This window comes from Steroidobacter agaridevorans, from assembly GCF_009932555.1.
GTDB lineage: Bacteria > Pseudomonadota > Gammaproteobacteria > Steroidobacterales > Steroidobacteraceae > Steroidobacter > Steroidobacter agaridevorans.
Genome location: NZ_BLJO01000002.1, coordinates 827650 through 840654, shown reverse-complemented (window position 1 = coordinate 840654; position 13005 = coordinate 827650). Strand labels below are relative to the sequence as shown.

The following is a 13005-nucleotide window of genomic DNA, read 5'->3' as shown; positions in this document are numbered from 1 at the left end:
CAGGGAGGAGCAAGTGCGGGCGCATTTGTTTCTGCATGTACCAAATCGCAATTATCGGCGCTGGCCCGGCGGGCCTGAGCGCAGCTGCACGCGCAGCGGCGCGTGATCGACAGGCCAGACGCTCGAGTCCCAGCTACGTTCTGCTAGAAGGCTTCGGCGCGCACGCCAAGACCATCCAGCGTTACCAGAAGGGCAAGCATGTGATGGCCGAGCCCGGCTTCCTGGATCTGCGCAGCGATCTGGGCTTCGGCGCCGGCAGCCGCGAGAAAATCTTGTCGGCGTGGGGCGACGGTCTGCGCGAGCTCAATGTAAACATCCGTCACCACGCCGAAGTAAAGAAGATCGGTGGCGCCAAGGGCGCCTTCGCGATCCAGCTCAGCAGCGGCGAGACCATTCAAGCGTCCCGCGTCGTGCTCGCGATCGGCCTCGAAGGCAACCCCCGCAAGCTCGGCGCGCCGGGCGAGGATCTGGAGCGCGTTCAATATCAGCTCGACGATCCCAAGGAATTCGCCAACGAGACCATCCTGGTGGTCGGCGCGGGCGATTCGGCCATCGAGAACGCACTGGCGCTGGCCGAGCAGAACGATGTCTGGATCTTGAATCGCGGCAAGGAATTCAGCCGCGCCAAGGACGCCAACCTCAACGCGGTGGTCGCGGCCATCACCGATCCGCGCCGGCGTTTGAATTGTCACTACGAGACCAGCATCAAGAGCGTCACCCAAGCTGGGGGCGCAATGCCGCTCACCGTCGTGATGCAGACGCCAGCGGGCGAGAAGACGGTGCAGTGTCATCGCATCATCGCGCGCCTGGGCGCCATCCCGCCGCGCAAGTTCGTCGAATCTGTCGGCATCAAATTTCCAAACGAGCGCGCCGACGCCATTCCCGAGCTGAGCCGTCATTACGAAAGCAACGTGCCGGGCGTGTACATCATCGGCTCGCTGGCGGGCTACCCGCTCATCAAGCAGGCGATGAACCAGGGCTATGACGTCATCGAGTTCATCAACGGCAACGATGTCAAGCCGGCGGATCATCCGCTGCTGGAATATCAGTTCTTCGGCTTGCCGTTCGAGCGCTCGGTCGATGAGATCGTCGAGCGCTTCCAGACGCTGATTCCCATGTTTCGCCAGATGAATGCGCTGGCGTTTCGCGAGCTGGTGATCGAGAGCGATCTGCTGGTCGCGTTCCCGGCGGGCGCCGAGTTCGACGACGCCCGCAAACGCATGACGATGCTGCAGAAGAAGCTGGCGCTGAAAGATCCGCAGCCGCGCATGACCCGCGTCATCCGCGAAGGCGAGGTGATCTACCAGCCCGGTGAGTTCGGCACGTCGTTCTTCACCATCGTCGATGGCGAGGTGCTGCTCGAAGCCACCGGCGGACAGAAGATCCGCACGCGTCTGGGGCGCGGCGAGTTCTTCGGCGAGATGAGCTTGCTGTCGGGCCGGCCGCGCTTGGAAAAAGCGGTCGCGGGGCCGGGCTGCATCCTGGTGGAGACGCCTCGACGCACCATGCTGAAGCTGATGAACTCCAACGAGGAGGTTCGCAGCGGCATCGACTGGATCTTCATCGTGCGCGAGCTGCAGCGGCACTTCGCTCCGTACGCGACGCTCAGAGAACTTCGCAGCATCGCCACACGCGTCACGCTGCGCAGGCTCAAAGCAGGCGAAGTGCTGTTCAGCGAAGGCGAAGTGGGCGATTCGTTGTTCGTGCTGCGCTCGGGTGCGATCACCTTGTTACGTCGTCAAGGCGATGCAGACAAGCTGGTGTCGCAGGTCCGCTCCGGTCAGCTGATCGGCGAGATGGCGTTGATGGGCGATCCCATGCGCCGTGAGACGGCGACTGCGAACGTGGCGGCCGAGCTGATCGAGATCAAGCGCAGGGAGTTTTTGGAGCTCACGCGCCGCGACGACGCGCGCCTCGACCCTTTACAAAAGGATGTGAGCCGGAGAGTGGTCGACAACGCTCGCATGCAGGTGCGGCCGGAAGCCGGCACGTTGATGAACTTCCTGATGGACGAGGGGCTCGGCGAAGCCACCAACGTCCTGGTCATCGACGAAGCGCTGTGCGTCGGTTGTGACAATTGCGAAAAGGCGTGTGCCGAAACGCATGAAGGCGTCTCCCGGCTCGATCGCGAAGCCGGCGCGACTTTCGCCAACATCCACATTCCGATCTCATGCCGCCACTGCGAGCAGCCTCATTGCATGAAGGACTGCCCGCCGAACGCATTGCGCCGCTCGGAGAGCGGCGAGGTCTACATCAACGACACCTGCATCGGCTGTGGCAACTGCGAGGCGAATTGTCCGTACGGCGTGATCCGCATGGTCTACGACGCGCCGAAGAAACCGGGCCTGGTGTCGTGGATGATTTTCGCGGCCGGTAGCGGCCCGGGCGAAGAGCCCGACTACAAGCCCTCCGCGAAGGCCAAGGACAAGGGCAAGAAGGCAACCAAGTGCGACGCCTGCGTCGGCCTCAAGGGCGGGCCGGCCTGCGTGCGAGCTTGCCCCACGGGCGCCGCCATCCGCATCGGGCCCGAGCAGTTCATCGATCTGGTCGAGGAGCGGAAGCGGTGATCCACCGCAATCTGCTCTCCTATCGCGGCGCCCGCTATCTCTGGTGGTCGCTCGGGCTGGTCGTGGCCGCCTGTGTTCTGTATGTCACCCAGGGCGACTCGCAGCCGCCGAACGGCGGCACCTGGCAGGGCTATGTGCTCGGTACGGTCGGTGCGCTGCTGATCGTCTGGCTGACGATGCTCGGGGTCCGCAAGCGCCGTTACAGCTCCACCACCGGCACCGTGCAAGGCTGGACCTCGGCGCACGTGTACCTCGGTTCGACGCTCATCGTCATCGCGACCCTGCATTCCGGCATCCAGGTTGGCTGGAATTTGCACACGCTTGCGTATGTGCTCATGTGTGTGGTCATTCTGAGTGGCTTCTTCGGCTTGTACACGTACATGAGCTACCCCCAGCTCATTTCCAAAAACCGCGAAGGTGGGGCCCGCGCGGAGCTGTTTGCCGAATTGTTCGAGTTGGATCGCAATGCTCGCTCGGTCGCGAGCCGTTGCGCGCCGGATGTGGCCATTGCCGTCGACAGCAGCATCGAGCGCACGACGCTGGGCGGCGGCATCTATTCGCAGCTCTTCAGTCGCGACGGCTCGTATTTCGTTCGCGGCGAGGGCAAGCCGGTCCGCAACACCGACCAGCAGCAAGTCATCGATTTCGTCGGTACGCGCCTGCCGCGAGCGGCGAAGGGCGCCGAGGCTGCCAACCTGCAGCAGCTGATCGTTCTGTTGTGCCGCCGGCAGGCCGTGTTACGCCGCATCCGTCGTGACATCCGCTTGTACGGCTGGTTGAAAATCTGGCTGTACTTTCACGTGCCCGTCACCATCGCGCTGCTGATCGCGCTGGTGTTGCACATCATCGTCACCTTCTTCTACTGGTAGCCGCGCATGGATGCCTTGTTACGCGAGCTACGGGAAGGCCCAGACGGTATCGCCGAGTACTACGATACCGAGATCTCCAGCAAACAGCTGACCATCGGCAGCGCCGCCGATCGGAACATCCAGTTGCTGGGCCGTGGCATTGCGCCCGAGCACGCGATGATCGTGCTGGCCGGCTCGCAGCTGATGCTGGAGTGCCGGCGCGGCGAAACCGTCCGCTTGAATGGCAAGAAGCGCGCGACCGCCAAGCTCAGCGTCGGCGACGTGATCGAGCTAGCCGGCCATCGGTTGCGCATTGCTCAACCGCCGCCGGGCTTCAACGCGGCCATCGAGCTGCAGACCAACGATCTCATCGACGCCAGCGCGTTCGAGAGCGCGTTCCGCACCGATTTGTCACAGACCTGGCTCGGCAAACGCACCATGGCGTGGGCCGGCGTGGTGCTGGTGATGTTGTTCGGGCTGATGTTGCCGTTCTTCGTCATGAAGCTGCATCACTCGGGCGCCACCACGCCGTCGTGGATCCCGGGCGACAAGTTCTGGAACAGCGGGCCGCTGCATCAAGTCCACCAGCAGGCCATCGGCGATCGCTGCGAGACCTGTCATCAGAAGTTGTTCCAGCGCGTGCAGGATGCAGCCTGCAACGAGTGTCACCGCACGACGCACGATCACATCATGCCCGCACGGCTGGCGCTCACCGAGCTGGGGCCGACGCCACGCTGCGCGACTTGTCATCGCGAGCACAACGAGCCACAGACCTTCCTGGTCAACAGCGGCGACAGCATGTGCGTCGATTGCCACGGCGATCCCGAGCATGGCTTCGGCCAGATCGAGATCGATCGGGTGCTGGGCTTTGGCCTCGAGCGTCACCCGGAATTCAAAGCGCACCTGCTCGCATCGACGACAGCGCCGGCGGGGTCAGGCTTCACGTATGAATGGAAGACCCTGATCGCCGAACTCGACCAGGTCAAGGAACAGTCGAACCTGAAGTTCTCCCATCAGCAGCATCTGGATCCCAACCAGGTGCTCCGTCGCGGCGATAGCAAGCCGATGAACTGCGCCGACTGTCATCGCCTCGAGCCGGATGGCGAACACTTCGCGCCGATCTCGATGGAGGGGCAATGCTCGTCGTGTCACGAGCTGACGTTCGATCCCGGCGCGCCGGATCGTCAGCTGCCGCATGGCAAGCCGCGCGAAGTCGTGCTCACACTGCAAGACTACTTCACGCGCAAGTTCTCCGATCCGAACATGGGCAAGACGACGCGAGAGCGTCGCCGTTTGCCGGGACGCGAAGATGAAGAAGAGACCTGCACCGGCGTGCCGTTCGATTGCGCCATGCGCAGCGCTCGCAAGGAGATCGAAAGTCAGTTCACGCGTCGCGGCTGCATCGGCTGTCACGCCGTGATCGACACGCAAGCATCGAACGTGTTCGATCGCTTTCAAGTCATCCCGATCAAGTTCGCGCGCGATTACTTTCCGGCGAATCGCTTCGATCATCGCAGCCATCAGATTCAAGGGAAGCTGACTGGCGACGACGCGTGCCTGTCCTGCCATGCAGCCAAAAAATCCGAGGACGCGAGTGATCTGATGGTGCCCGGCATTACGAAATGCACCGAGTGTCATGCCGACAAGGCTGCGGCCGAGCGAGTCACCGTGCAATGCGTGAGCTGTCACGAATATCACCCGCGCGATCCGTCGTTGCTGGACGTCTTCAGCAACGGCGCGAGCTCGCGCATCACGACTCGATTGAGTCGGCCCCGCGAAACCAAACCGGCGCCTGCGGGCGAACTCGCTGGATCATGAGACAGACTTCACATATTCGCGCGTGGCGGATCCTGCTGCCGATTTCGGCGGCATTGCTGACGGCGTGTTCAGGCGGCTCGCCGACCACACCGGCCACCGGCACGGACAGCAGCGATCCCACTTGCACGGGCACGTGCTTGAGCACGTCGACGTCGAATCTCACGGTCGCCGATGTGCAACGAGTGATCGCGCAAGGTGTTGCTGAAGCGCAAGCACGCGGCACGAATGCAACAATCGCGGTCGTCGATCGCGTGGGCAACGTGCTTGCTGTGTATCGCATGGGCGACCCGTTGACGCGCTCGGTGACCGTGACGACGTCCCCGAACGGCGCTGCGCCGATAGCCGGTGGTCTCGAAGGCATTCGTCTGCCGGTGCAGGCCGCGATGGTGAACATCGATCAAGCAGCTGCCATCGCCAAGGCGGTGACCGGAGCGTATCTGTCATCCGAAGGCAACGCATTCTCGACGCGCGTCGCCAGCCAGATCGTGCAAGACCATTTCAATCCGGGCGAAGACCTCCAGCCTGCCGGCCCATTGTTCGGCGTGCAGTTCAGCTCGCTCGCATGCTCGGATCTGGTTCGTTCGTTCACGGGCGCGCCGGGCCCCGGGCCGCAGCGGACGCCGCTGGGATTGTCGGCCGATCCGGGCGGCTTCCCGTTGTACAAAAACGGCACGGTGGTGGGCGGGGTCGGGGTGCTGGCCGACGGCTTCTACACCATCGACAAAAGCATTCTCGATCGTGACATCGACGTGGACGAGGCGATCGCACTTGCCGCCACGTTCAGCTACAGCGCGCCGGTCGATCGGCGCGCCGATCGCATCACCGTCGATGGCAAAGTGCTGCGCTTCACCGACGTGGAGTTCGCCGAGCTGAGTGCAGATCCGCAGTCCGCTCCAGGTTTCGACACGCTCACCGCTGCGGTGGGTGGACTGATCACGGTGCCTGGCTACTCGGATGGCGTCATTCGCGATGGCACGGTGTTCGGTCAGCCGGGTTCCGGTGTGCGTCCCGATGGCGATCAGAATTTCCCCGGGCGCGATGCCTTCGTGCTGGTCGATGAAACAAACAACTTGCGCTACCCGCCGCGCGCCGGCACAGATGCGGCCATCGTAGGCGGAGCGGCGCTTACTGAAAGTGAAGTGCGCACGTTGTTGCAATCGGCACTGGACGTGGCGAATCGCGCTCGTGCACAGATCCGGCGTCCAGTGGGATCGCAAGCTCGCGTGACGGTCTCTGTCATCGACTCACAAGGTGAGATTCTCGGCATCGCTCGTACCCGAGACGCGCCGCTGTTCGGGACAGACGTGTCGTTGCAAAAGGCGCGCACGGCGGCGTTCATGTCGTCCAGTTCAGCGGCGAGCTTCATTGCGACCCTCCCGGATGCCAGATATCTCAGCACGACCGATGCGGCGGTAAGCGTCGTGCGCTCGATCCCACTGAGTGGATATGTGGATGCGCTGCGCTCGTTCATCGGGAATCCGACAGCGCTGGCCGATGGGCAGGTCGCCTTTACCGATCGCGCCAACGGCAATCTGTCACGGCCGTTCTTTCCGGACGGCATCACCGGCGCAAATCCGGGCCCGCTGAGCAAGCCGCCGGGAGAGTGGAGCCCGTTCTCGACGGGCATGCAGCTCGATCTGTCGATGAACGCGATCCTTCAGCATGTGTTGTTCGTGGCCGGCGTGCCTGGGATTCCGGATGTCGCACCAGGCTGCGCGGGTGTGCAGCTCGCCGCCGATCTGAGCGGCGTGGGACAGACGATCACGGGCGTGCGCCTGGCGAACGGCCTGCAAATTTTCCCGGGCAGTGTGCCCGTTTACCGAGGCAGCACGTTGATCGGCGCCATCGGCGTCTCCGGCGACGGCATCGATCAGGACGACATGGTCGCGTTCATGGGCTTGCACAACGCAGGTCAGACGCTTGGCGGCGCGATCAACAACGCTCCAGCTGAGATGCGTGCCGACACCTTGCTGCCGCAAGGCGTGCGCTTGCGGTACGTGCAGTGTCCGCAGGCGCCGTTCATCGACGGCACGGACGACAACGTTTGTGGAGGGAAGTGACGTGACCAGGAAACGTCAACCACTGACTGCTTCGTTACTCACGATCAGTACGTTTGTTGTTACAGCGACCGCTTGGTCCAACAGTGCGAACGCCGCTGACGTTTGTTATCAGGACGACGTCGGCCGGATCGTGAAGCGACGCCGCCCGGGCTACACCGAAGTGCCATGTCCAGAAGAGGGCGGCACACAGCAGCCGACCACGCCATCGGGTGAAGGGGTGCCGCCGCCATCGCCGGAAGCGCAGCAGGCTCTGCCGCTGCCGCCGCTCGAAGATACTGGCCGAGCGCCGCGACGACGCGTGATGGAACGCACGCCGCCCGCGTCGGTCTCGCCGATTCCGCGTCCGGGTCTCACAGACTTCGTGGACTCGGTGCCCATGCCCGATCGCTGGCGCATCGTCGACACGCTGGGCTACAAGGAACGTTGGTGGGATCCGTACAACCGCAACGTGCTCAAGGCGGACAAGCCGGTCGTCGGTGAGGATTGGTTCTTCAACCTAGGCGTCATCTCCGACACGATTTATGAGTTGCGCGAAGTGCCCACGCCCATCGGTGCGATCTCGACCGACAGGCCCGGCGGCATCGATGTGTTCGGCAGCTCCGATCAATGGTCGGTGGCGCAGAACATGAGCTTCGAGTTCGTCTATTACAAAGGCAACACGGTCTTCAAGCCACCCGATTGGGAATTCCGCGTCACTCCGGTCATTTCGTACAACTACACCGAGCTTGAGGAAGTGCAGGGCGTGAACGCCGATGCGCGCCGCGGTCTCACGCGCGACGACACCTTCGTCGGCTTGCAGGCGGCGTTCGTCGACAGACATCTGCGGAACGTTTCCGACAACTACGACTTCGACAGTTTCCGTATCGGCATCCAGCCGTTCTCGTCGGACTTCCGTGGCTTCCTGTTCCAGGACAACCAACTGGGCGCGCGCCTCTTTGGTACTCGCGGCAACAACAAGTGGCAATACAACATTGCGTACTTCCGCCGCCTGGAGAAAGACACGAACAGCGGCTTGAACGATCTCGGCGAGGATCTTCGCGAAGACGACGTGTTCGTCGCCAACCTCTATCGGCAGGATTTCCCCGTGCTCGGCTTCACGTCGCAGGCGACGGTGCTCCACAACCGCAATCGCGAGGACGAGCTGCGTTATAACAACAACGGCTTCATCGAGCGGCCGGCGTCGCTCGGCTTGGAGAACCTGCGCGAATACGATGTGACCTATATCGGCTACAACGGCGACGGTCACTTCGGTCGCGTCAATCTCACGACCTCGGTGTACTACGCGATCGGCGACGAGACGCCGAGCGTGTTCGTCAATCAGGAAGTCGACATCAGCGCGCTCTTCGCGGCGGCGGAGCTGTCGATGGACTTCGACTGGATCCGTCCGCGAATCTCGCTGTTGTACGGCAGCGGCGACGACGATCCGTTCGATGACGAGGCCAACGGCTTCGATGCAGTGTTCGAGAATCCGCAGTTCGCCGGCGCCGATACCAGCTACTTCATTCGTCAGGCCGTGCCGCTGATCGGCGGCGGGCGCGTGGCACTCTCGACGCGCAACGGTGTGTTGAACAACTTGCGCTCGTCGAAGGAAGAGGGGCAGTCGAACTTCACCAATCCGGGCATCCTGATGGCGGGCCTCGGCGTCGATATGGACTTGATGCCCGAGCTGCGGCTGTCCTTCAACGCCAACACGCTGTACTTCGACGATCCAACCGTCATCGAGGTCGCGCGCAATCAAGGGCCGATCGACAAGCACATTGGTTACGACGTGTCGGCCTCGCTGATCTATCGGCCGATGATGTCGCAGAACATCGTGGTGCGCGCCTCGTACGCGACACTGATCGCCGGCGACGGCTTCGACGCGCTGTTCCCGGACGAGGATCCGGGTTACTTCCAGCTCAACGCGATCTTCGCTTACTGAGGGTTGCGTCGGACATGCCAAAGATGCCAATGACAACGCTAGGGAAGCTTGCGACCGGATTCGCACAGGCATTGATCCTGCTGTGCGCTTGCAGCGGTGTCGCTTCCGCCGGCTTATTCGGCGACGAACCCAAGTATGTAACCGCGCCGCCCGCGCCGAAGAGCCAGACCGATGAGGAGATGCGGGCGAAGACCGAAGGCTGTCAGACCTGCCACACGCAGACCGATTCGAACACCATGCACTTGAACCCGGCGGTGAAGCTGGGTTGCACGGACTGTCATGGCGGCGACGCCAACGTGCGCCTGACGCTCGGCGTCCAGCGCGGCACGAAGGATTACATGAAGCAGCAGGAGCTGGCTCACGTGCTGCCGAAGTTTCCGGAGGAATGGAAGTATCCGTCCAGCGCCAATCCGGAGCGTACGTATACGCTGTTGAACCGCGAGAGCCCCGAGTTCATTCGCTTCATCAATCCGTCCGACTATCGCATCGTTCGCGAGTCGTGCGGCTCCTGCCACATGGAGATCATCGAAGCGTCGGCGCGCAGCATGCATACGACGGGCGCGATGTTGTGGGGTGGCGCGGCATACAACAACGGCATCCTCGACTTCAAGCAGTACATCATCGGCGAGTCGTACGACCGCAACGGCCAGGGCGTGCTGTTGAAGGGACCGAAGATTCCGGATCATCTGGTCAATCAAGCGGCGGTCGCCGGCATTCTGCCGCAGCTGTATCCGCTGCCGTCGTGGGAAACCATTTATCCAGGTGACATTTTCCGCGTGTTCGAGCGCGGCGGACGCAACATCGCAAACTTGTTTCCCGAGACAGGTCTGCCCAACGCGCTCGGTCAGTTGCAACGAATCGAAGAGCCGGGTCGGCCCGATTTCCGTCAATCGAATCGCGGCCCGGGCACCGGGGCGCGCATCGCCGTGCCGGTGATCAACATCACCAAGACGCGCTTGAACGATCCACTGCCGTGGTTCCTTGGCACCAACGATCAGCCCGGCGACTTCCGCCATTCGGGCTGCGCTTCATGCCACGTCGTGTATGCGAACGACCGCGACAAGCGCCACTCGAGCATCTATGCGAAGTTCGGTCACGAAGGTCTCACGCGCACCGTCGATCCCACGATCAGCAAGACCGAGCCGGGCCACCCGCTGACGCACACGTTGACGCGCTCGGTGCCGACCAGCCAGTGCATGGTCTGTCACATGCACCAGCCGAACATGTTCATGAACAGCTTCCTCGGCTACACGATGTGGGACTACGAGTCCGACGCACCTTTCATGTGGCCGGAAAAACAGCAGTACCCGAGCAGCGATCAGATGCGCAAAGTGCTCGATCGCAATCCGGAAGGCGCGGCAACGCGTGGCAAGTGGTCGGACGTGAATTTCCTCAAGCAGGTATCCGAGCTCAATCCGCAGCTCAAAGACACGCAGTTCGCGGACTATCACGGTCACGGCTGGAACTTCCGCGGCGTGTTCAAGCGCGACCGCAAAGGCAACCTGCTCGATGCCAACAACAAGATCGTCAGCGACGAGGACCCGCAGAAGTTCAAGAAGGCGGTGCACATGTCGTCCATCCACGTCGACGTGGGCATGCAGTGCGTGGACTGCCATTTCTCGCAAGACAATCACGGCAACGGTTATATCTATGGCGAAGTGGCTGCCGCGGTCGAGATCGACTGTAAGGACTGCCACGGCACGGCCTTGCAGCTGCCGAACTTGTACACGTCGGGCCCGGCTGCATTGGGTGGCGGCGTCGACATGACGACGCTGCGTACACCGGATGGTCGGCGGCGCTTCGAGTGGATTGGCGAGACGTTGTATCAACGCTCGATGATGGAGTCGGGCGTCGAATGGCGCATGAGCCTGGTGAAGCGCTCGGTAGATCCGAACAGCGCGGAGTACAACCCGAAGGCCGCTCGCGCCAAGTTGATGAGCAAGAACACGGCGTCGCTGGAGTGGGGCAAGGGCATCGCGCCGAACAATCTCGCGCACACCGACGAAAACGTCGAGTGCTACACGTGCCACACGTCCTGGACCACGAGCTGCGGCGGCTGTCACTTGCCGATCGAGGCGAACGCCAAGACGACTCGCAATCACTACGAGGGCGGCGAGACACGTAACTTCGCGACCTACAACCCGCAGGTCGCGCGTGACGACATGTTCCTGCTGGGCCGTCGTGAGCCCGCGGCGGGCGGAAAGATCGCGCCGGTGAGATCGAGCTCGGCGCTGGTCCTTTCCTCGACGAACGCCAACCGCGAGAAGATTTACATCCAGCAGCCGCCGATCGCGGCCAGCGGTTACAGCTCGCAGGCGTTCAACCCGCATTACCCGCACACCGAGCGCAAGACCGAGACCAAGACCTGCACCGACTGTCATTTGTCCAAGGAGAATGACAACAACGCCATCATGGCGCAGCTGCTGGCGCAGGGCACCAACTTCATCAACTTCGTCGGCTACAACGCTTATGTCGGCGGCGACGGCCAGATCAGCGCCGTCAACGTCACCGAATGGGATGAGCCGCAGGCGGTCATCGGCAGCTATCTGCATCGTTATGCGTATCCGGATTGGTTCAATGAGCACAACGAGAACGATCGCGAGCTGAAGAACGGCTACAGCCACGACGCAGGCGACGTACGGTGTCTGCAGCTGCGCGGTGAGTATTTGTATGTGGCCGAAGGTCGCGGCGGTCTGCAGGTCTACGACGTGGCGAGCCAGGGCAACAAGGGCGTGTCGCAGCGCTTGATCACCGCACCGTTCAGCCCGCTGGGTCATGACACTCAGGTCAACACCAAGAATGCGACTTGCGTGGCGCTGCCGACCAACCAGCCGATTCATCCGCCGCGTAACGAAGGCGAGAAGATGCGCGTGGCTAACATGGAGCAGCCGATTCATCCGCTCTACAACTACGCGTACGTGACTGACTCGAAGGAAGGATTGATCCTGGTCGACGTCAACACGATGGCAGACGGAGAGCCGCGCAATAACTTCCTCAAGCGCGCGGTGACCTGGAATCCGGGCGGTGTGCTCAATGGCGCCCGACACATCACGGTCGGCGGCTACTACCTGTACATCACGACGGCGAGGGGCCTGGCCATCGTCAGTGTCGATACGCCGAAGAACCCGGTGCTGATCGCAGAAGTCCCCTTGAAGGATGCGCGCTCGACGGCGCTGCAGTTCCGCTATCTGTTCGTCACCGATGCCGATGGTTTGAAGACCATCGACGTGACCGATCCGAAAGCGCCGCGCCTGGTCCAGGACAACACCATTCGCATGAAGAATGCGCAACGCGTGTTCGTGGCCAGAACCTATGCCTACGTTGCGGCTGGCAGCGATGGTGTCGTGATCGTCGATGTCGAGCGGCCGGAGCGCATGTTCGAGTATCAACGCTTCACGGCGGGCGGCAAGATCACCGACGCTCACGATGTGATCGTCGCGACCACCAATGCCTCGCTGTACATGTATGTGGCGGACGGCAACGGCGGTCTCAAAGTGGTGCAGCTGACCTCGCCGGCGTCGCAGCCCAAGTTCTATGGCTTCAGCCCCGAGCCCAAGCCGGAGCTGATTGCGATGTATTCGACCGGCAAGCCGGCGCTGAGCCTGTCGAAGGGCCTCGAGCGCGATCGCGGCGTGGACGAGACCGGCGGTCAGATCGCCGTGTTCGGCCGCCGTGGCTCGCGACCGCTCAACCTGGAGGAAATGCGCAAGCTATTCCTGGATGACAATGGACAGCCCTGGTACGTGACCGACCAAGTAGAACAAAGGGTGTCAAGACAGTAGCGGAGTATC

General features: G+C 62.4%; 6 protein-coding genes. All 6 read left to right on the top strand.

The annotated features are described in order from the left end of the window. The first annotated feature begins 35 nt into the window (after positions 1-35). From GYH35_RS10420 to GYH35_RS10395, 6 genes are read left to right on the top strand one after another with little or no spacing between them, the layout of a single operon-like run. Complete coding sequence (locus tag GYH35_RS10420; protein ID WP_161828338.1) at positions 36-2567, top strand: cyclic nucleotide-binding domain-containing protein; 2532 nt, start codon at positions 36-38, stop codon at positions 2565-2567. Beyond that, entirely contained in the window at positions 2564-3436 is an 873-nt protein-coding gene (locus GYH35_RS10415) for a hypothetical protein (RefSeq protein WP_161828337.1), read from the top strand. The genes GYH35_RS10420 and GYH35_RS10415 overlap by 4 nt, the downstream gene beginning before the upstream one ends. A gap of 6 nt (positions 3437-3442) precedes the next feature. Beyond that, entirely contained in the window at positions 3443-5233 is a 1791-nt protein-coding gene (locus GYH35_RS10410; RefSeq protein ID WP_161828336.1) for a cytochrome c3 family protein, read from the top strand. Further along, positions 5230-7293 (top strand): heme-binding protein, encoded by a 2064-nt coding sequence (locus tag GYH35_RS10405; RefSeq protein WP_161828335.1) that lies wholly within the window; start codon positions 5230-5232, stop codon positions 7291-7293. The genes GYH35_RS10410 and GYH35_RS10405 overlap by 4 nt, the downstream gene beginning before the upstream one ends. Before the next feature lies 1 nt (position 7294). Then, positions 7295-9214: a proline-rich domain-containing protein gene (locus tag GYH35_RS10400; RefSeq protein WP_202624217.1), complete on the top strand. Its 1920-nt coding sequence runs from the start codon at positions 7295-7297 to the stop codon at positions 9212-9214. 29 nt (positions 9215-9243) lie between these two features. Continuing rightward, positions 9244-12996 (top strand): LVIVD repeat-containing protein, encoded by a 3753-nt coding sequence (locus GYH35_RS10395; protein ID WP_202624216.1) that lies wholly within the window; start codon positions 9244-9246, stop codon positions 12994-12996. Positions 12997-13005: the final 9 nt, after the last annotated feature.